Below are 20,299 nucleotides of genomic sequence, written 5' to 3'. Positions count from 1 at the left end.
TCCGCCATGTGACCGCCCGGCCCGTAGAACTTGGGCCATGTTCCCGACACAGAAGCGAGCCATCGCACAGACTCTTCTGGCAGCGTCCGTTCTCCTCGTGGGCGGCCTCCTGGCGGGCTGCTCCGACGAGACCGACAGGACCGACACCGCGTCGCCCACCAAGGACTCCTCCGGCTCCGGTCCCGAGGCGTCCCCCACCAGCGCCTTCGAACGGGGACTCGCCTATTCGAAGTGCATGCGCGAGAACGGGGTGCCCAAGTTCCCGGACCCGCAGCAGGACGGCCAAGGCGTCAGGCTCACCCCGGGCGAGGGGGTCGACATGGGCTCCCAGTCGTACAAGTCGGCGGAGGAAGCCTGCCGTGACAAAGCCCCGCAGGGCACGGGACAGGGCCAGGGCGGCACGCTCGACTCCGCCAAGGTGTCGGCCTGGGCGAAGTGCCTGCGGGAGAACGGACTCACCAAGCTCCCCGACCCGGAGATCAACGGCAGCAACATGAACATCGACATCCAGGGCGCCGGGATCACCCCGGGCGGTCCTGAGTTCACCAAGGCCATGAGCGCCTGCCAGAGCAAGTACCCGGGCGGCGGCTTGATGATGGGCGGCGGCGGGGGCGGCCAGTGACCACCCCGGACGAGACCGAAGCACTGCCCGTGCGCAGTGAGGCGTCCGGAGCCATGGCGCCCCACGCCCCCGGCGAGACGGCGAAGGCGGCGCCCGGAACTCTCGGCACGGCCGACGGCAACGAGCCGGGCAAGGACACGGCACTGCCGGTCAGCAGGCGCAGACGCCGTCCGCTCCGCACCTCGCTGATCGTGCTCGCCGCGGTCGCCGTCGCCGCCGCGGCCGGCCTCGCCGCCACCGGGGCCCTCGGCGGCGACAGTACCGAGGCCCCGAGCTCCGCCCCCGCCGGCCCGCCGGCGACGGCGACGGTGAAGCGGACCACGCTCACCGACAGCGAGACCGTGGACGGCAACCTCGGCTACGGCGACGCGACCGCCGTTCAGGCCCCGCCCGCCTCGTCCGCCTCGTCCGCCTCGTCCAGCGCATCCGCGCAGAGCGGACAGTCGGGACAGAGCACCGACTCCGGCGAGAGCGAGGGCAGCAACCTCGTCACCTGGCTTCCCGAGGAGGGAAAAGTCATCAAGCGGGGGGAGACCGTCTACAGCGTCGACCAGCAGAAGGTCCCGCTGCTGTACGGCTCCTTCCCGTTCTACCGCACGCTTGAGGAGGGCAGCGAAGGCGGTGATGTGAAGATCCTTGAGAAGAACCTCAGCGCGCTCGGCTACACCGGCTTCACGGTCGACGACGACTACACCTCCGGCACGGCCGATGCCGTGGAGGAGTGGCAGGACGACATGAACCGCGAGGAGACCGGCGCCGTACAGCCCGGGGACGCCGTGGTGGCCTCCGGCGCCCGTCGCATCGCGGATGTGAAGACCGCGCCGGGCGCGGCACTGAGCGGGAGCCCGCTCTCCTGGAGCGGCACCGAGCGGATCATCAGCGTCGATCTGGACGTGCAGTTCGAAGACCTGGTCAAGAAGGGCACCAAAGCCACGGTCGAGCTTCCGGACGACACCACGGTCGACGCCGTGGTGACGGACATCGGCACGCCCTCCACCTCCGGAAGCGGCGACTCCGCCGACGGCTCCGACGGTTCCGGCTCCGGGGACTCCGGCGACGAGGCCACCCTGCCCATCGAGCTGACGGTGAAGAACCAGAAGGGGCTCGGCCGTTACCAGGCCGCCGCCGTCGAGGTCACCCTGAAGGCGGAGACCCGCGAGAACGTCCTCACGGTCCCCGTCAACGCCCTGGTGGCGCAGCGCGGAGGCGGCTACGCCGTGGAGGTCGTCACGGCCGAAGGCACCGAACACCGGCCGGTCAAGCTCGGCATGTTCGCGGACGGCATGGTCGAGGTGTCCGGAAAGGGCATCGCGGAGGGCACCGCCGTGGGGGTTCCCAAGTGACCTCGCCCATCCCCGCGACCCCCGCGGCCCGGCCGGTGGTCGAGCTGGCCGGGGTGTCCAAGACCTATGAGGACGTGGCCGCCCTGCGCGGCGCCGACCTGCTCATCCGGAGAGGCGAGCTGCTGGCCATCGTCGGCCCTTCGGGGTCGGGCAAGTCCACGATGCTCAACATCATGGGCACCCTGGACCGCCCCTCGGCCGGACAGGTGCACATCGACGGGCACGACGTGGCCAGGCTGAGCGACCGTGAACTGTCCGCGCTGCGGGCCGGCACCATCGGCTTCGTCTTCCAGCAGTTCCATCTGGCCCAAGGAGTGCCGGCGCTGGACAGCGTGGCGGACGGGCTGCTCTACAGCGGCAGACCGCGCGGCGAGCGGCGGCGGCTGGCCGAGCGGGCGCTGCGCCGGGTCGGCCTCGGTCACCGGCTCTACCATGAGCCGCACCAGCTCTCCGGCGGTGAGAAGCAGCGGGTGGCCATCGCCCGCGCGGTGCTCGGCGACCCCGCGCTGCTGCTGGCCGACGAACCGACCGGCGCGCTGGACTCCCGGTCCGGCGCGGTGGTGATCGAGCTGCTGTACGAGCTGCACGAGGCGGGGACGACAGTGGTGGTCATCACCCATGACCGGGACATCGCTGCGTCCCTGCCCAGGGAGGTGCGCCTCAAGGACGGCCGTATCGAGCACGATTCCGCCGGCGCCTCCGACCCGGCGGCCCTGTCTCCGGTCCCCGAGGAGGCCGTACGATGAACGCGACCAAGGAGCTGGCGCGGCCGGGCGGCGCCGCACCGCCCCGGCGGCCCAGGCCCGCCCGGATGAAGCCCGCCGATGTGATGCGGGTCGGCGGCTCCGGACTGCGCTCACGCCCGATGCGGGTGTTTCTGTCGGCGCTCGGCATCGCCATCGGCATCGCCGCCATGGTCGGCGTGGTCGGCATCTCCACCTCCTCCACCGAGGACCTCAACCGCCGGCTCGCGGCGCTCGGCACCAATCTGCTCACGGTCACCCCCGGCCAGGACTTCGGCGGCGGAACCGCTCATCTCCCGGTCGAGTCGGTCCGGATGATCGGCGACATCCCGGCCGTCGAGTCGGTCTCCGCGCTCGGCAAGACGGACGCCAAGGTCTACCGCAACGACTACATTCCGCAACAGGAGACCGGCGGTCTCACGGTCTCCGCGGCCCGTACCGATCTGCCGGAGTCCGTAGGAGCCGAAATCGTCGACGGCCGCTGGCTCAACGCGGCCAACAGCCGCTACCCGTCCGTCGTCCTCGGCCCCAAGGCCGCCGCCCAGCTCGGTGTGCACCGGGCCGGAGCCGATGTGAGGGTATGGCTCGGAGGACAGTGGTTCACCGTCGTCGGACTGCTCGCGCCCAATGAGCTCATCCCCTCGCTGGACTCCGCGGCACTGGTCGGCTGGTCCGCCGCGGAGCGCGAACTGGACTTCGACGGCTATCCGACCACCATCTACACCCGCGCCCGGGAATCCGCCGTCGAAGACGTCCAGGCGATTCTCGGCGCCACCGCCAGCCCCGAGAACCCCAGCGAGGCCAATGTCTCCCGGCCCTCCGACGCGCTGGCCGCCAAACAGGCCACCGACGACGCCCTCAGCGGGCTGCTGCTCGGACTCGGCGGTGTGGCCCTGCTGGTGGGCGGTGTCGGAGTGGCCAACACCATGGTCATCTCCGTGCTGGAACGCCGCTCCGAGATCGGGTTGCGCCGATCCCTGGGCGCCACCCGCGGACAGGTCCGCACCCAGTTCCTGGCCGAGGCGTTGCTGCTCTCCGCCCTCGGCGGTCTCGGCGGCGTCCTGCTGGGCATCGGCGTCACCACCGGGTACGCGGCCTACCAGGGCTGGCCGGCGGTCGTCCCGGCCTGGGCGATGGCCGGCGGGGTCGGCGCCACCCTGGTCATCGGCGGCCTGGCGGGCTTCTACCCGGCCGTGCGCGCGGCGCGGCTGCCGCCCACGGAGGCGCTGGCCACCACCTGAGACCGCGGTGCCTCCGTCGGTACCGTCCCCCGTGCCGTGGGGGCACCGCATTCCGGCCAGGTCCCCTTCGTTGAAGGGCGCCGCCTCCCCGAGGCCCGCGCGGCCTGTGGTGTAGCCCGTACCCGGAGGAAGAGTGGGGCTGGCGTCATAGCAACCGGATGACGGTCTTTCTAGCGTGGGGGCCATGAAGAAGACCACGTCATTGACGGCCCTCGCGCTCTGCCTCGCCACGGTGACGACGACCGTGGGATACACCGCGGTCGCCTCCCCGTCCACCGGTGGAGACGCGCTGGACCGCTTCCGGAAGCAGTCCGTCAAGTGGACCGAGTGCAAGGACCCCGCACTCGCCGGGAGCGGGACCCGGTGCGCCCGCGTCACCGTCCCGCTCGACTACGAGAAGCCGAAGGGCCGCACCCTCACCGTCGCGATATCGCGCATCAAGGCCACGGATCCGGCGAAGCGGCGCGGCATCCTCCAGAGCAACCCCGGCGGCCCCGGCGGCCGTGGACTGTCCCTGCCCGCCGAGATCAAGGCGCAGATGACTCCTCAGGCAGCGGCGGCGTACGACGTCATCGGGATGGACACCCGGGGGCTCGGGGAGAGCACTCCGGTGGACTGCGGGCTGACCCGGGGGATGTGGCTGCACGCGCCCGGCCCGGACCGGGCCGGATTCGACGAGTCGGTACGGCTCTCCCGCGAGGACGCCCGCAGGTGCTGGGACAAGTACCCCGATGTGCTGCCCCATCTCTCGACCCGCAACATAGCCCGGGACGTGGACATCGTCCGCAGTGCGCTCGGCGAGCGGAAGACCTCCTGGTTCGGCCAGTCCTACGGCACCGTCCTGGGCGCGGTCTATGCCCAGATGTTCCCCCGCAACATCGACCGGCTGGTCCTCGACAGCGCGCCCGACCCCGCCGAGTACCACAGCTTCGAGATGGTCCGGAAGATGGGACCCGCCAATGAGAAGGCCGTCGACGACTTCGCCCGCTGGGCCGCCCCGCGCGACGGCGAGTACGGCCTCGGCGCCACGGCGACCGCGGTGCGCGCCACCGTCGAGAAGATGATCCGGCACGCCGGGACCGAGCCGATCCGCGTCGGCGGACACCGCGTCACCGACCGCGATCTGCCGCTCCTCCTCTTCGGCTTCATCACCGACGACACCGCGAACGCCGAAGCGGCCCGCACCGTCCGCGTCCTGCTGGACGCCGCCGACGGGAAACCGGTCACCGTGCCCCCCGCCATGCAGGGGTTCCTGGACATGATGTTCGACGCCGCGGGAACCGGGCGGGCGGCGGACTACGCCGCCCAGCTCGGAGTGCTCTGCGCCGACGCCGTCATGCCGAGCGACCCCGAGTACTACTGGAAGGGGGTCGAGCGGACCCGGGCGTCACAGCCGGTCTTCGGCCCCGTGACGAATGTGCCGCTCCCCTGCGCCTTCTGGAAGGAGAAGCCGCGCGAGAAGCCGACGAAGATCAACAACAAGCTGCCCGCGCTGCAGATACAGGCCACCGGGGACACCCGCACCACCTATGAGTCCGGGCTCCGGATGCATCAGGCCATGCGCGGCTCGAAGCTGGTGACGGTGCCCGCCCGGAGCCACGCGGTCTATCTCTACTACCCCAATGACTGCGTCAAGCGGACCGTCAACGAATACCTGGTGGACGGCACCCTGCCCGCGCGGGACACCGTCTGCACCTCATAAGGCGGGTACGGGCTCCCGGCCCTCCCAGGACCGGGAGCCCGTACCGGGGTCAGAGCGGCCGGGCGAAGGTCTCCTCGAACACCGTGCTGAGCAGACCGCCGACGTCGTCGCCGCTCATTCCCTCGTCCCGCGCCTGGTGCATCCAGTCGGTGAGCCGGGCGCGGAGCGGGGAGTCGGGGCCGGTCCGGGGCTCCGCCAGCGAGCGGGTGACGAACGTCCCCGCTCCCTGGCGGACCTCCACCAGACCGGCCCGTTCGAGCTCCCGGTACGCCTTGAGCGTGGTGTTCGGGTTCACCTTGGTGTCGGCGGCGACCTGAGCCGCCGTGGGCAACCGGTCGTCCACGGTCAGCACACCCATGCGCAGCGCCTGTTCGACCTGCCGGACGATCTGGAGATAGGTGGGGATGCCGCAGCGGCGGTCGATACGGAACACCATCATGTCGCTCACCCCTTCCCGCCGCTTCCGGCCGTCCGCACCACAGCGGGCGGCCCGCTCCGTGCACCGTCTGCCTCCAGCCTATTGCGCCCGCCGCCGCCGGAGCGCCCGGGGAGCCGGTCCGCCGCCGGGCTCACAGCGGTCGTCGGCCCACCCGGACCACGACGAAGGCGATCAGCGACACGCTGACGGCGGTGAGGATTCCGGCCCCGGTCCACTGCATGACCGCCATCTGGTCGTAGGAGAAGTACTCGATCGTTCTGTTGACGATGCCCTTGTCGGCGAGGCACGCCTCGTACTTCTTCTCCTCGATGCAGGTGCCGAAGCCGAACAGCTCACCCGAAGCGGTGCTGACCCAGTTGTCCACCTCCACCGCGGTGGTGAGCCCCGAGGGGTAGTCGCCGTTCAGCGGGTAGGAGGCCCGGTGCGGAGTGGCCAGCATGGCCGGGACCCAGGTCCAGGCCAGCTGGGAGACGACGGCGAAGACGAAGGTGACGACCATCGCCAGCAGCACCCGGCGTGCCAGCAGACCGATCGTGATGCCCGCGACCACGGTGAGCAGGGTGAGCGCGGCCAGCATCGGACCGGTGTTGTCGAACACCGAGCCCTGGAGCCAGTTCCTGTCGCCGAACGGGCTGACCGCCCGCCACCACCACAGATGGAGGAATCCGAGGACGACCGTGGGCGCCAGGGCCACGATCAGACCGATGCCCAGCTTATGGGCCAGCCACCGCCGCCGGGGCACCGACTGGGTGGTGACCAGCTGCGCCGTGCCCTGCTCCTGATCGGCGGCGATCAGCGGTGCGCCGCAGAAGACCCCGAGGACGATGGGCAGCATGCTCAGGGCGAATCCCATGGTCCCGATGCGGTCCTGAATCGGTGTGAGCACTCTCTGGGAGAGCTCCGCGGCGGGCTTCTCCGGCCAGCCCGCGGCGTGCACGGCGTCCAGCGCGACACCGCGCTGATAGACGATCCAGAGCGCGCCCAGAACGGTGAGCGCCGTCACCATGAGCAGCATGACGCGGTGCTGGCGGAGCATCAGCCAGACGAGCCCGCGCGGTCGCGGCCCGCTCTTGTGCCGGCTCCCGGCACGGTCCGGCGCGTGGGTGAGTGTGCTCATGCCGCACGCTCCGCTCGCCGGTCGCACTGGGCCGAGGGGGTGAGCAGCGGAGGTGTGCCGGGTGAGCGGAGATAGGCGAGCAAGATCTCTTCCAGGGTGGGTTCCATCGACTGCCAGTCGCCGTACACGGGCCCCTCGGTCCGCAGCATGGCGGTGAACTGGCGTCCTGACGTACGGTTCTCGATCACGGTGTGCGGGGCCAGCCCGGCGGGCAGCTCCCCGGATTCCTCCCGCGCTCCGGTGACGAGCTTATGGAGGGACAGCAGCTCCTCGGTCTCTCCGGCCATCCTGACCCGCCCGCCGGAGATGACCAGCAGGTAGTCGCACATGTCCTCCAGCTCGGTGAGCATATGGGAGGACATCAGCACGGTCGTGCCGCGTTCGGCGGCCTCGGCCATCAGCAGTCCGCTCATCTCGTTCCGGGCGAGCGGGTCGAGATCGGCCATCGGCTCGTCCAGCAGCAGCAGATCGGGCCGCTTGCCGAAGGCGAGCGCGAACGCCACCCGGGTGCGCTGGCCTCCGGAGAGGGTGCCGATCCGGGCGTGTGAGGGCACATCCCCGGCCCGTACGATCCGCTCGGCCGCAGCCTGGTCCCAGTGCGGATTGAGCTCCTGGCCCATTCTGAGCGTCTCGGCGACGGTGAAGCGCTTGAACAGGGCCTTCTCCTGGCCGAGGTACGCGTAGCGCGGCATCACATCGGGTGAGTCCACCGGTACGCCGAAGACGCGCAGTTCGCCCGTGGTGGCCTCCACCAGTCGGGTGGCGAGTCCCAGCAGGGTGCTCTTGCCGGCCCCGTTGGGCCCCACCAGTCCGCAGATCCGGCCGGCCGGCAGTCTGAACGAACAGTCCTGGAGAGCCCAGCCGCGCCGGTACTTCTTCCCCAGCCCTTGCGCCTCCAGGGCCCAGGGGCTCCTCGTGGTGTCCGGAGTGGTCATGTCTGAGTACACCCTCGCTCTATTCCACTAGTCATCTAGTGGAATCATTGTGCTGACCGGTGGGTGCTGTCAAACGCCGCCGGCCGGAACCCGGTGTCGGGGGAGGGTGTGAAGGTGTGGACGACAGGTCCGGACCGCCACCGGACGGTGCGCGGCCGACTGCTGGAAAAGCCCGCCGCCGGGGCCCTTTCGACGGGCCCCGGCGGCGGGGTGTTCCACTACGGTCGCGGCGTCGGCCGCGGACCGGGTTCGGACTTCGACGGTACGATCTAGCCTCTTCTCACATCGCCCTTACCGCAGGCGACGCCGTCGCGGTTCCGGTCGAGCCGTTGCGGATCCTCCTTGCCGTTGACCTTCAGCCGGCCGAAGTCATGGCTGTCGAGCCATGCGCAGCGAGCCGCTGTCGTGGGCGGCACGGCCTTCGGGAAGGCGGTGGGGACGCAGACGCCCGCCGCGCCGTAACTGCGGTCGCAGCCCGTGATCGTCGGGCTCACCGGGGCCGAGTCCCGCTTCTTCCGGGGCTTCTTCGCCGGCTGCTCCAGATCGCCCGCGAAATCGTGGACATGAGCGGACGGCGCGTCCGCGGACTTCTTGCCCTGGGCCGACTGGGGGCCGAGATGGACCCACTTCGCCACCGAGGGAACGCCGTTCGCGTCGACGCCGAAGAGCATGTACCAGCCGGGAGGAGCGAGATTGGGGTTGCTGGTGACATTGAGATCGATGTTGTTGCCGTTGACGGTCAGCGGCAGATCGACGAAGCGCTGATTGGGGTCGGAGGAGTGGGTGACCGCCGCCGGACGGATGAGCTCCGCCTTGGCGATGGGCCGGTTGACCGTGATGCGCTGGGTGTCGCCGTAGTTCCAGCGGTTGTCCGGAACCGAGGTGATCTCCGGCCGCGGGCCCTTGAAGAGATAGGGCGGGCTGTAGACGGACACATTGTTGTTGTACGTGTTGTTGCCGGGGTTGTCGCCGACCGACATCACCCGGCCGTCCGGCAGCAGGAACGACGAGGAGTGGTAACCGCGCGGGATCGGGTCCTTCGCCAGTCCCGGCTCATAGGCGTTGGTCACCGGGTCGAAGAACGACGCCTCGTACACCGGGTCGGCCCGGTCGTGCAGCGCGCCGCCGGTCTCGAAGACCTTGCCGTCGGGGAGCAGCACGGCCGAGACGTACATCTTCCCCTCCGCACCGGTCTGCGGACGGGGGCCCTGTCCCTGGTCCACCTCGCCCTGGGGCAGCAGCGGCCCCGGCTGATAGGCGGGATTGGGGCTCTTCAGGTCGATGATGTCAGTGAGGCGGTTGGCCTTCGGGTTGGTCTCGTTGTTGCCGCCGCCGATCGTGAGCACCCGCTGGTCCTGGGCGGGCGGCAGCAGCACGCTCGCCGACTCGTCCCGCTGGTCCTTGTTCTGGAGACCGGGCACATCGGTGATGGTGTTGGCGGTGTAGTCGTAGATCGACGCGCCGGAGCCGGGGGTACCGTTGCCGAAGACATGGCTGCCGGAGTAGAAGAGGCGGCCGTCCTGCATCAGGATCATCGACGGGTACAGACCCCAGTAGGACCAGGTCTGGTTGACCTGGCTGATCGGGAGCCACCGGTTCTGCGCGGCGGAGAACTTCTCGGCGGTCACATTGCCCGTCGAGTCCTGCTTCAGCCCGCCGAAGGAGATGACGTCGCCGTTGCCGAGGATGGTCGCGGACGGATACCAGTGACCGTCGTGCATATCGTTGGTCCTGGTGTACGTCTCGGTGTCCGGGTCGAAGATGTACGAGTCCTTGAGACCCTGGTAGCCGATGGTTCCATCGGCCGAGGGATAGCCCTTGTTCCCGCTCATCACCAGGACCTTGCCGTCCTGGAGCTGGACATGACCGGAGCAGAACATATCCGCCGGGGTGGGGATCTGCCGCCAGGCGCCGGTCGCCGGGTTGTACACCGCCGAGGTGAAGGTGCCCGCCTGGAACATCGACTCGTCGTTGCCGGAGCCCGCGATCACCAGCACCTTGCCGTTGTGCAGCACCACGGAGTGCACGGAGCGCACGGGGTTCTTGGTCTCCAGCACATCCCAGCGGCCCTTCAGACACTCCACGGGCGTGCCCGTGCAGTCCGGGTCGGGCGCGGGGACGGTGACTTCCTCCATGCCGTAGTCGTCGGTGGTGACCGAGCCCACCCCGTACACCGAGACGCCCCAGCTGATGCGGTCGGTGTTCGGCGGCACGACGGGAGTGCGCACCTCGGCGCGCGCGTACGCCGCGCTCACCGGGAGCGTCTTGAGGTCGGTCCAGTAATGCCAGCCCGTGGTCGTGTCGTGCCGGAAGAGGGTGATGGACGCGTCGGGCGTCGTGCTCTTGTACCAGAGGGACAGATCGTACTGCTTGTCCGCCGCGACCGTGGGCGCGCAGGCCGCGTTCTCGGTGATGATCGCCTTGCGGTCGCCGTCGACCCGGCGGGTGAGATCGACCTTCATCGCGGCTGAGCCGGAGTGCGCGTCGGCGACGGTCGTGAAGGTGACGTCGTTGTTTCCCCAGCCCGACTTCTTCCAGCAGTCGGGCATCCCGTCGTTCCCGGGACCGCCGGGCGTCTCGAAGCCCGGATTGAGGATCAGATTCGGGCCGGCGGCCGCAGGGGTGGGCGCTGTGACGAGAAGCGCGGCGGTCATCGCCGCGACGGCCAGCAGCGCGGTGGATCTGTAACGGCGAAGGACTGATGGCATGGCGGTTCTCCTTCCATGCTCGGTGGTGGATGGGGGAGCCACCGGGAGCCGTGGGCTCCCGGTGACGCGTCGCTCTCCGCCGTACCGGCGTGCGCGGCCGGTACGGCGAAACTCATGCCGTGGTCCCGGTCCGGCGCGTACGCGCCTTGCCGGGCAGATAGACCAGCGTTTCCGTCGCCGCGAACCGCAGCAGGAACGTCAGCAGCAGAGCCAGCCCCGTCGCGGGCAGCACCGCCATCCCCAGCCACCCCACCAGCAGGGCGATCAGCGGGATGCGCAGCACGAGATCGGCGTTGGCGAGCAGGGCGAATCTGCCGAGCCGGTCCGCCCAGCGGCGGTGTCCACGACGGTCCCGGAAGAGCAGCATCTCGATGAGGAGGAAGTTCCACAGAACGCCGAACTGGTTGGCGACGACCTCGGCGGGCAGATAGTGCATCCCCGCCGTCGTGAACGCGTGCAGCGCCAGCAGATTCGGCAGAAAGCCGGTGAGGCCGATCACTCCGAACGCGACCATCCGGGCCAGCGGCGACGAGGTCCGCAGCCCCGCGAGATGCTTGAGGAACCGCAGCCCCTCCCTGGCCGTGGACTTGGACTCGCCCGCGTACCGCTCCTGGAAGACGAACGGCACCTCCGCGACCGGTCTGGGCCGGCAGCGTACCGCCAGCTCCAGCAGGATCTTGTAGCCCAGCGGCTTGAGCGCGCCGGCCGTCACCATGGTCGTCACCGCGCTGCGGCGGATCGCGAAGAAGCCGCTCATCGGGTCGCTGATTCCGCTCAGCCCGCGGGGGAAGAGCGCCTTCGTCAGCCAGGTCGCCGTCCGGGAGACGGCGATCCGGTAGCCGCCCGCGAGTCCCTGCCGGCTGCCGCCGCGGATATAGCGGCTGGCCACGACGAGATCGGCGTTCGACCGCTCGCCCGCGGCGACCAGCTCGGGCACCAGGTCCGGCGGATGCTGGAGGTCCGCGTCCATGACGACGATCCAGTCCGAGCCGGCTCTCCGCAGCCCCTCCACGACCGCGCCGCCGAGGCCGCCCACGGGTGTCTCCCGGTGGAGCACGGTCACCGGGAACGGGCAGTCCTGCGCCGCGTTCCGGATCGCCTCGGGCGTGCCGTCCGTGGAGTCGTCCACGAAGACGACCTCGCAGGACAGCCGGGAAGGCACCGACTCGGTCAGCCGGTGCAGCAGTTCCCCGACGCTCTCCGACTCATTGAAGGTCGGGACGACGACGGTGACCGCTCCCGGCGGCGCCAGCTGGGCGGCGCCCAGCGGATCGCCGAGCTCATCGGCTTCGGTACGGGGAGTGGTCATCGCGCGCCTCCGGTGGTGCCACCGGTGATCCGGCGGATTTCGATACGGTCCTCGCCGCGGCCGAAGACGGCGACGGGCGTGGAGTGCTGGAGCGCCGCCTTGACGTTCGGCAGATCGACGGCGTCCCGCCGGACGGTCGGGGAGGAGACGACGTAGTCGATGTCCCGCCAGCCCCGGGGCATGGTCTTGGTGACCGCCGGGTCCAGATCCGCCTTGTAGAACCAGATCGCGCCGGTGCCGGGGGTGAAGCCGTCGTGCACGAGATCCAGCCAGAGGGCGTCGTCGACGAGTACCCGGGTCGAGGCCGGGTCGGCTATCTCCTCCTGGAGCCAGCCGGCGGCGGCGCGGTAGGGCGCGTTGGCGTCCAGGGTGAGCGCGTCCCGGTTGCCGTCGATCCAGCGGGGGGTGAGGAGGACGGCGGCGGCGAGGGCGAGCACCCCCACCAGGGCGCGGCGGGGGAGATGGGTGAGCGCGCGGGAGCGCGCGGCGTCCGGTGCGCCCGGGGGAGCGACCCCGGGCGCGGGGGTCCGCCGGACCGCCCGGTCCCGCAGGATCCGCCCGAAGGCCGTACGGGGCGCGGGCGATGAGCCCCTGGCGGGAAGCCGCCGGTGCAGCACCGCGTGGACCACGCTCGCCGCCGCGCCCGCCAGCACCAGCGCCAGGAAGGGCAGCGCCTGGATGACGTACATCGCCGGGAGATAGCCGGACGGGCGCATCGCCACGACTGTGAGGATCGCCACCGCGAGGGCGGGACCGGCCAGGGCGCGCGCGGTGACGGACCAGCGCAGGGTGGACAGCAGCAGCAGAGCGCCGGCGACCCCGCCCAGCGGCAGCACACGGTCGTAGTACAGCCAGGACTGAAGGACGCCGTGCGAACCGGAGCCCGCGTCGAGGATGAAGCCCGAGCCCTCACGGCCCATCTGATAGGTGATGCCGTCGATCAGGGAGACATGGCCGGGGCCGGGGAACAGCTCGTTGTTCAGCAGCGCGTACAGCGGGTACGACAGCCCGATCAGCACACAGGCGGTGATCGCGCCCGTCACCGCGAACTTCCGGGTGTCCCGGTGGCTGTGCCGCCACATGGTGACGAGCAGCGCCGGGAGCACGACCAGCATGGTCTCCTTGGTGAGCACCGAGACCGCGCCGACGAGCCCCGCCGCGAAGTGGTGCCAGAGGTGCCGGCTGGGCGACGCGGCCAGGCAGAACGCCAGCAGCATCCACATCACCGCGAGATTGTCGAGGAAGATCTCCCGCTGGAGGACGACGGAGAGCGGGGAGAGCCCGAAGAGCGCCATCGCGAGCGCGGCGGACCAGCGGGGCAGGAACAGCCGCCGGGCGAGCACATAGAGCAGCACCGCACAGGCGGCGCTGACCGCCAGCATCGCGAAGCGCATGGTCGCCACGGTCATCGACTCGGGGGCGATGACCGAGGGCAGATAGGTGAGCCCGGCTATCTGTATCCAGCCGAGCGGAGGATGGTCGTACCAATAGGTGTAATGGGCGAGCCCCTCGCCCTGCTGGACCGCCCATGCCTGGGCGAGATAGGTGCCTTCGTCGTCGCTGAGGGTCGGGAAGTGGGTGATGTTCCAGCCCTGGACGGCCAGGATCACCGTCAGCAGCCCGAGGCAGAGCAGCAGATCGGGTCTGGAGCTGCGGAACCGTATGACGGGCCGGGGCAGCACCCGGACCCGGACATCGGCCCGGGGCCGGTCCGCGCCGGGCGTGGTCGCAGCGCCGGCCGGCCGTTCCACGAGCGTGGTGGGGGAGTCCGGTGCGGTCAGGGCGCCGGGCGGGGCCCCGCCCGGCGCCCCGGTCGGTGTGGTCTCTTCCGGTGTGGGCAGAATCGTCGTCACCGGCTTGCGTCCTCTCGGGTCTCGGTGAGATGCGCGCCGACATGGCTGGTCAGCTCCCACTCATTGCGCCCCCGCTGCTCCCGCCATACCGCGCGCACCGCCGCGCCGGCCAGGAGCACCTGGTAGAAGGGGCCGCCGATGATGAGCTTCAGATAGTGCGTGAACCGGACGCGCAGCCCGTACTGCTTGCCGAAGTCGTGCAGTCCCACGACCTCGAAGACAAAGGTGACCATGGCGGTGACCAGGGGCAGGAAGGTCACGATGGCGGCGCCCACGGGAACGTCCAGGAAGAGCGCGATGACGACGTTGACGGGGATGATGACCCCGGAGTACGCCTGGAGGAACGGAGTCATCAGGGTGTAGCGGGCCAGCATGCGCTGTCTCCGTGTGGGGAGCTGCCGCCAGTCCCGCTTCCGGTACACCTGAAGGAACCCCTGATTCCAGCGGGTTCGCTGTTTGAGCAGGCTCATCAGCGTGTCGGGGGTCTCCTCGCGGGTGACCATCCCGCTGTCGTACGCGACGACGACCTTCTTGCCGGCGGAGGAGAGCCGTACGCCCAGATCGCAGTCCTCGGCGAGACAGTCGGCATCCCAGCCGTCGGCCTCGCGCAGCACGGCGGTGCGGACGAAGACGGTGTTGCCGCCGAGCGGGATGAAACCTTTCTGGGCGTGGAGGTGGAGCCTGCTGCGGAACCAGAAGAAATACTCCAGACAGTTGCGGAGGCTGTACCAGCTGGAGTGGAAGTTGATCAGCTGGACCCCGCCCTGGACGACGTCCGCGCCGGTGGTGGTGAAGGCGTGGTCGACATGGGCGAGCAGCTCGGGGTGGACCTGGTCCTCCGCGTCGAAGACGCCCACGATGTCGCCGCGGCAGTGCGGCAGAGCGGTGTTCAGCGCCTTCGGTTTGTTCTTGGTCTCGTGGGTGTCGGTGATGACCCGTACCCGCAGTGGATCGTTGCGGGCGGCGCGCTCGGCCACCTCCGCCGTCTCCGGGTCGTCGTGGCCGACGACGACGATGATCTCGTAGTTGGAGTGCGTGGACTCCAGCAGCCGTTCGATGGTGTGTTCCAACACCGCCTGCTCATGCCGGGCGGGCAGCAGCAGGGAGAAGGAGAGCCCGACATCGCTGTCGGGCCGGTCGAAGCTGGTCGCGGCCAGCGTCTCGGGCGTACGCCAGGCGTGCATCTGCCACCACAGCGTGAACGCCGCCATCCAGAAAAGTGCCAAGGAAATGGCAACAACAAGTACCGATAACAGCACGAAGCCCCCCTAGGACCCCCTCGCCCGCGGTCTCCAGGGCCCCAGGGGTCCGATGACGCGCAGGCGTGCAGCCGGGCAACTCATGCCGCACACTCCCCTGGGTGTGCTCCCGGCTACTCCTCGGTTGTGGACCTTATCGGCGATTGTGAAAGTCCGGTGCTCGACTCGTAAACACTGGCGCATTGCTGACGCTTGGCGCGTTATAGCCGTGGCCTCGGCCTGTCCGGCTGGTCGAGCGCCGGGCCCCCGATGCCGCGAGGGGGCGTCTGGCGAGTTCCCGGACCGACCGGCACGGAAAGTGTGAAGGTCGCCGCCCGCGCGCCGGCTCAGGGCAGCCGAAGAGCGCGCCCGTCCGGAAGTCAGCCGAAGAGCGCGCCCGTCGAGAAGTCAGCCGAAGGCCGCGCGGAACCGGTCGCCCAGGCCCCGCAGGCGTTCCACGGGCTCATTGGCGAAGACGAGCCGCAGATGGCCCGCTCCCTGGGGGCCCCATCCGGCCATCGGGGTGGCCGCGACCTTGCCGCGCCGGAAGAGCAGCGCGGACGCCTCGGCCGGGCCGAGGCCCATGGCCCTGGTGTCGATGAGCAGGGACCAGCCGCCGTGGGGCCGGACGCAGGGATAGCCGGCCAGTTCCGCGAGTACGAGGTCACAGCGCTGCCGCCATACGCGGGTGGCGGCGGCGACGTCCGCGTCCGCGTCGGGATGGCCGAGCGCGGCGGCGACGGCCCGCTGGGCGATGCCGACCTGGCAGACGACGTTCGTCAGGCCCACGAGCTTGATGTCGGCCAGGATACGCGCCGGGCCCACCACCCAGCCGACCCGCCAGCCGATGAGCCGCAGTTCCTTGGAGGCGGACCCGACGGTGATCGTGCGGTCGGCCAGACCGGGATGGGACGCGGGGTGGTCGGGCGGCAGCCCGTCGAACCGGATGCGCTCCATCGCGGCGTCGTACAGCAGCCAGCAGTCATGGGCCGCCACCGCCTCGGCGAGCGCGTCCCAGTGACGGTCGCCGAGAAGGGCTCCGGTGGGCATCGAGGGGCTCATGACCAGCACCGCCGCGGTACGCGCGCCGACCGCGGCGGCCAGTTCCCCGGGGTCGGTCCGCCAGCCGTCCGGGCCCGGGGTCGAGGGCACATGCCGGGGCACCCCGCCCGCGAGACGGATCCGGTTGACCAGCCCGGCGTAGACGGGATCGCCGACGACGACCTCCTGACCGGGCTCGACCAGGGCGAGCAGCGCGTTCAGCACGCCGTTGAGCCCGCCCGCGACGCCCACGCACTCGGTGGCCGGATCATAGCGGCGGCCGGTGATCGCGCCGACATGGGCGGCGGCGGCTTCGCGCAGCGCCCGATGGCCGTGGAAGGGGAGATAGCTGTTCGCGTCGTCGTCGTCGATCGCGCGCCGGGTGAGGTCGAGGGCGACGTGAGGGGGCCGGATGTCGGTGTCGAGGTTCTCCAGCCGCAGCAGTTCCGGATCGCGGGCGGCGTCGGCGGCGTCGCCGATCGCGTCGACGGTGATTCCGGGGATGTGCCGCAGCCGCGACACGGTCATGGCTGTTCACCTCGCGGTGGTCGTGGTCGGTGGTCGGTGCGCGGGACGGGTGGACATGTACGAGGACGAGGCCGAGGGGGCGTCCGGACAGGCGGCATCTTCCCAGGACCGGGGCGGGACAAACCGCGCCCTCGGATCTCCCGCGCAGGGTCGGCGGCGCCCGTGGGCGACCGCTCCGGCAGGGAGGGGACGCCGGTCGCTCGTGGCGCCCTCTGTGAATCAGTGTTCACTGAGTTCACTTCAGCCCCAACTAATGACTTCTGCCCCACCGTTGAGTCCTCGTTCCCCTGGATGCATACTTCGTCATCCGGGGAGCGGATATGACCATACGTATCCATGACCACCTCCCCGGACGGATAGACGAGTTCTGCTCGTCGTCTTTGCTGATCTCCAGGGGGAGACTTGCGCAGACAAGTGAAAAAGGCATGCGTGTCCACGATCGCCGTCGCGGCGGCCGTGGCCCTGTCCGCGGGAATGACCGGCCCGGTAGCGGCGGGAGAACGCGGGAACGTAACGAAGGCTGTGGGCGCCCCGGCCGCGGACGGGGCCCCCGGCCCCGGACCCGTGGCGCATCGGGTGACCCTCATCACGGGGGACCGGGTCCTGGTCGACGCGGTGGGCCGGTTCGTCCGGCTGGAGCCCGCCGAGGGCCGGGACGGCATCTCCTTCCGTACCCGGACGGTGGACGGACATACCCATGTCATACCGGCCGACGCACACCGGCTGGTCTCCGAAGGCGTCCTCGACCGGCGGCTGTTCGACGTCACCGAGCTGAGCCGTGCCGCGAGCCGGGAGGCGTACCGCGACGGGCTGAAGGTGATCGTCGCCTATCGGGGCGGTTCGGCGAAGGCGGCCCGTGCCGAGGTCCGTGCCGTGGGCGGCACAGAGGTCCGGCTCGGTGCCAAGGCCAAGGCCGACGCCGCCGACGCCGCCGACGACGCCGCCGCCGACGCCGTCACCACCCCGACCCGGGACGCGGGCGAGCTGTGGCGGGCGCTCACCCGGCCCTCGGCCGGCGGCTCCCTCTCCGTCACGGAGGGCGTCAGCCGTATCTGGCTGGACGGCGTCGTCCAGGCCACGCTCGACAAGAGCACGGCCCAGATCGGCGCGCCCAGGCTCTGGGCGGACGGGGTCGACGGCACGGGGGTGAAGATCGCCGTGCTCGACACGGGTGTGGACGCCACCCACCCGGATCTCCAGGGACAGGTGCTGGCGCAGGAGAACTTCTCCTCGTCGCCCCAGACCAAGGACCGTCATGGGCACGGCACTCATGTCGCGTCGATCGCGGCGGGCACCGGCGCCAAGTCCAATGGGGCCCATAAGGGCGTGGCGTACGGAGCGAAGATCCTCTCCGGGAAGGTGCTGAGCGACACCGGATCGGGGACCGAGTCCAGCATCATCGGGGGCATCGACTGGGCCGTGGCGCGGGGCGCGGACATCGTCAACCTCAGCCTCTCCGGCACCGACACGCCCGAGCTGGACCCGGTGGAAGCCCATGTGGCCAAGGTGACGGAGGAGACGGGCGTTCTGTTCGTCGTCGGGGCGGGCAACAACGGCCCCCGCGCCGGCAGCGTCGGCTCGCCGGGCAGCGTGGACAGCGCGCTGACGATCGGCGCGGTGGACCGGGACGACGAGCTGGCCGACTTCTCCAGCCGGGGACCTCTGGCCGGCACCGGCGGGCTGAAGCCGGATGTGACCGCCCCCGGTGTGGGCATCGTCGCCGCGGGCGCCGCCGGCGGCACCGGCGGCGAGGACGTGGGCCTGCCGGGTTACCGGTCGATGACCGGTACCTCGATGGCCACCCCGCACGCCGCCGGGGCCGCCGCTCTGCTGAAGCAGCGGCATCCCGGCTGGCGGGCGAAGGAGCTGAAGGGCGCCCTCACCGGGTCGGCCGAGGCGGGTCCGTACACGGCCTTCGAGCAGGGCGCCGGGCGTATCTCCGTCGACCGGGCGATCGAGCAGACGGTGATCGCCGACCCGGTCTCGGTCGGCTTCGACGCACAGCGCTGGCCGCACACCGATGACAAGCCCATGACCAAGCAGCTCACCTACCGCAACCTCGGCGCCGAGGCCGTCACTCTCGCTCTGGAGCTGACGGCGACCGACCCCGAGGGCAGGCCCGCGGCGGCCGGGTTCTTCACCCTGGGCGCGGAGACCGTGACCGTGCCGGCGGGCGGCACCGCCTCTGTGGACCTGACCGCCGACACCCGGCTCGGCGGCGCGATCGAGGGCCACTACTCCGCGACCGTGACCGCCACCGGTGGCGGTCAGTCCGTGCGTACGGTCGCCGCGGTGGACCGCGAGGTGGAGTCCTACGAGCTGACCGTCAAGCACATCGGACGGGATGGACGCCCGAACGGCGACTTCCGGACGGATCTGATGCGGCGGACGGGCGTCGGCCCGCGGTTCGTCGATCTCGAATCCGAGAAGTCCGGTGTCGCCAAGGTCCGGGTCCCCAAGGGAGTGTTCATCCTCCACTCCAGCCTCGACGCGGACCCGCGGGGCGGCGGCAAGGGGCAGGACCAGCTCGTACAGCCTCAGCTGACCATCGACAAGAACACCACGGTCACCGTCGACGCCCGGAAGACCAAGTCGGTCGAGTTCACGATCCCGGACGCCAAGGCCAGGATCAAATCCGCCTGGGCCGGGTACTCGATGACCGGGCGGACCCCTGATGACAGGGTCAGCAACGTCAGCTATCCGTCCTCGTTCAAGAACTTCCGCACCGCGCACCTCGGTCCGCGGATCACGGACGGTTCGCTGTCCGAGGCATGGGCGGCACGCTGGTCGAAGGGGAGCGTCGACTATCTGGCCGTGACCGGCGACGGAGTCGAGCGGCTCTCGACCGGCTTCACCAAGCGTTTCCAGCAGAGCGATCTGGCCACGGTGAAGCTGGGACTGGGCGGCCCGGCCAAGGACAAGCGGGCTGATCTCATCCTCACCGGCCAGGCGGCCGGCAACGACATCGGCGGAATGCTCCTGCACGGCGAGAAGACCCCCGGCACCCGGACCTTCCAGCTGACGTCGGCCGGCACCGGGGCCGGCTGGGAGATGAGATACGCGCAGTACGACGCCAAGAGCACCGACGATTTCCCGGTGCACGAAGCCCAGTACGACAGCGGTGGTCCGAAGGGCTACAAGGGAGGCAGGACATACGAGGAGACGTTCAACACCGGTGTCTTCGGCCCTGCGGTCGGCGACGGCATGGGCGTCTACCGCAAGGGCGATGAGATCTACGGCTCGCTGCCGGTGTTCGCCGACGGCCAGGGGCATCCGGGCGGTTCCCTGTACTCGTCGGTGAAGACCACGCTGCACCAGGGCGACACCAAGGTGGGGGAGAACAAGGACCCGCTGACCGGTGACGAGTCCTTCACGGTCGGCTCGGGCGACGCCGGATACACGCTGGCGACCTCGGTCGAGCGGAGTGCGAAGGTGTCGAAGGCCGCCAGCCGGATCGACGCCGAGTGGACCTTCCGGTCG

Annotated in this window: 14 protein-coding genes; 6 read left to right on the top strand and 8 right to left on the bottom strand. The window is 70.3% G+C overall.

From position 1 onward, the window contains the following. The first annotated feature begins 37 nt into the window (after positions 1-37). The 5 genes from FF041_RS24590 (at position 38) to FF041_RS24570 (ending at position 5,651) form a co-directional block, all read left to right on the top strand. Positions 38-622 (top strand): hypothetical protein, encoded by a 585-nt coding sequence (locus tag FF041_RS24590; RefSeq protein WP_153524839.1) that lies wholly within the window; start codon positions 38-40, stop codon positions 620-622. After that, positions 619-1,965, top strand: a complete 1,347-nt coding sequence (locus FF041_RS24585; RefSeq protein ID WP_323392599.1) for a peptidoglycan-binding protein — start codon at positions 619-621, stop codon at positions 1,963-1,965. The genes FF041_RS24590 and FF041_RS24585 overlap by 4 nt, the downstream gene beginning before the upstream one ends. Beyond that, positions 1,962-2,711, top strand: coding sequence for an ABC transporter ATP-binding protein (locus FF041_RS24580; protein WP_323392597.1), 750 nt, complete (start codon positions 1,962-1,964; stop codon positions 2,709-2,711). The genes FF041_RS24585 and FF041_RS24580 overlap by 4 nt, the downstream gene beginning before the upstream one ends. Then, complete coding sequence (locus FF041_RS24575) at positions 2,708-3,949, top strand: ABC transporter permease (RefSeq protein ID WP_153524838.1); 1,242 nt, start codon at positions 2,708-2,710, stop codon at positions 3,947-3,949. Before FF041_RS24580 ends, FF041_RS24575 begins: the two co-directional genes overlap by 4 nt. Positions 3,950-4,133: 184 nt before the next feature. Further along, entirely contained in the window at positions 4,134-5,651 is a 1,518-nt protein-coding gene (locus FF041_RS24570; RefSeq protein ID WP_153524837.1) for an alpha/beta hydrolase, read from the top strand. Positions 5,652-5,700: 49 nt separating this feature from the next. On the opposite strand, the gene FF041_RS24565 is transcribed toward FF041_RS24570, so the two are convergent. From FF041_RS24565 to FF041_RS24530, 8 genes are all read right to left on the bottom strand, one after another. Next, positions 5,701-6,090, bottom strand: coding sequence for a GntR family transcriptional regulator (locus tag FF041_RS24565; RefSeq protein ID WP_153524836.1), 390 nt, complete (start codon positions 6,088-6,090; stop codon positions 5,701-5,703). A gap of 130 nt (positions 6,091-6,220) precedes the next feature. After that, positions 6,221-7,207 carry an ABC transporter permease gene (locus tag FF041_RS24560; RefSeq protein ID WP_153524835.1) on the bottom strand — a complete coding sequence of 329 codons (987 nt, stop codon included), beginning with the start codon at positions 7,205-7,207 and terminating at the stop codon, positions 6,221-6,223. After that, the gene (locus tag FF041_RS24555; RefSeq protein ID WP_153524834.1) at positions 7,204-8,142 is read right to left on the bottom strand and encodes an ABC transporter ATP-binding protein; all 939 of its coding nucleotides are present in this window, start codon (positions 8,140-8,142) and stop codon (positions 7,204-7,206) included. Before FF041_RS24555 ends, FF041_RS24560 begins: the two co-directional genes overlap by 4 nt. A 269-nt stretch (positions 8,143-8,411) precedes the next feature. Then, the gene (locus FF041_RS24550; protein ID WP_228388593.1) at positions 8,412-10,850 is read right to left on the bottom strand and encodes a galactose oxidase early set domain-containing protein; all 2,439 of its coding nucleotides are present in this window, start codon (positions 10,848-10,850) and stop codon (positions 8,412-8,414) included. A gap of 112 nt (positions 10,851-10,962) precedes the next feature. After that, positions 10,963-12,159, bottom strand: a complete 1,197-nt coding sequence (locus tag FF041_RS24545; RefSeq protein ID WP_153524833.1) for a glycosyltransferase — start codon at positions 12,157-12,159, stop codon at positions 10,963-10,965. Then, positions 12,156-14,012, bottom strand: a complete 1,857-nt coding sequence (locus FF041_RS24540) for an ArnT family glycosyltransferase (protein WP_407698190.1) — start codon at positions 14,010-14,012, stop codon at positions 12,156-12,158. Before FF041_RS24540 ends, FF041_RS24545 begins: the two co-directional genes overlap by 4 nt. Continuing rightward, positions 14,009-15,223 (bottom strand): glycosyltransferase, encoded by a 1,215-nt coding sequence (locus FF041_RS24535; protein ID WP_153524832.1) that lies wholly within the window; start codon positions 15,221-15,223, stop codon positions 14,009-14,011. The genes FF041_RS24540 and FF041_RS24535 overlap by 4 nt, the downstream gene beginning before the upstream one ends. Positions 15,224-15,658: 435 nt before the next feature. Then, positions 15,659-16,819, bottom strand: a complete 1,161-nt coding sequence (locus FF041_RS24530; protein WP_153524831.1) for a pyridoxal phosphate-dependent aminotransferase — start codon at positions 16,817-16,819, stop codon at positions 15,659-15,661. Positions 16,820-17,395: 576 nt separating this feature from the next. Here FF041_RS24530 and FF041_RS24525 point away from each other — a divergent pair. Next, positions 17,396-20,299: S8 family peptidase (locus FF041_RS24525; protein WP_194292149.1), on the top strand; the 2,904-nt coding region annotated here is incomplete at its 3' end.

The sequence above is a fragment of the Streptomyces jumonjinensis genome, from assembly GCF_009600885.1.
Classification (GTDB): domain Bacteria; phylum Actinomycetota; class Actinomycetes; order Streptomycetales; family Streptomycetaceae; genus Streptomyces; species Streptomyces jumonjinensis.
Note: the sequence above shows the minus strand (reverse complement) of the source record. Positions and strands in the feature narration are given on the sequence as shown.

Coding starts and splice junctions, on each gene's coding strand:
- FF041_RS24545 (WP_153524833.1), bottom strand. CDS start 12,159: ATGACCACTCCCCGTACCGAAGCCGATGAGCTCGGCGATCCGCTGGGC.
- FF041_RS24535 (WP_153524832.1), bottom strand. CDS start 15,223: ATGGCGGCGTTCACGCTGTGGTGGCAGATGCACGCCTGGCGTACGCCC.
- FF041_RS24565 (WP_153524836.1), bottom strand. CDS start 6,090: ATGATGGTGTTCCGTATCGACCGCCGCTGCGGCATCCCCACCTATCTC.
- FF041_RS24555 (WP_153524834.1), bottom strand. CDS start 8,142: ATGACCACTCCGGACACCACGAGGAGCCCCTGGGCCCTGGAGGCGCAA.
- FF041_RS24550 (WP_228388593.1), bottom strand. CDS start 10,850: ATGCCATCAGTCCTTCGCCGTTACAGATCCACCGCGCTGCTGGCCGTC.
- FF041_RS24560 (WP_153524835.1), bottom strand. CDS start 7,207: ATGAGCACACTCACCCACGCGCCGGACCGTGCCGGGAGCCGGCACAAG.
- FF041_RS24570 (WP_153524837.1), top strand. CDS start 4,134: ATGAAGAAGACCACGTCATTGACGGCCCTCGCGCTCTGCCTCGCCACG.
- FF041_RS24530 (WP_153524831.1), bottom strand. CDS start 16,819: ATGACCGTGTCGCGGCTGCGGCACATCCCCGGAATCACCGTCGACGCG.
- FF041_RS24590 (WP_153524839.1), top strand. CDS start 38: ATGTTCCCGACACAGAAGCGAGCCATCGCACAGACTCTTCTGGCAGCG.
- FF041_RS24575 (WP_153524838.1), top strand. CDS start 2,708: ATGAACGCGACCAAGGAGCTGGCGCGGCCGGGCGGCGCCGCACCGCCC.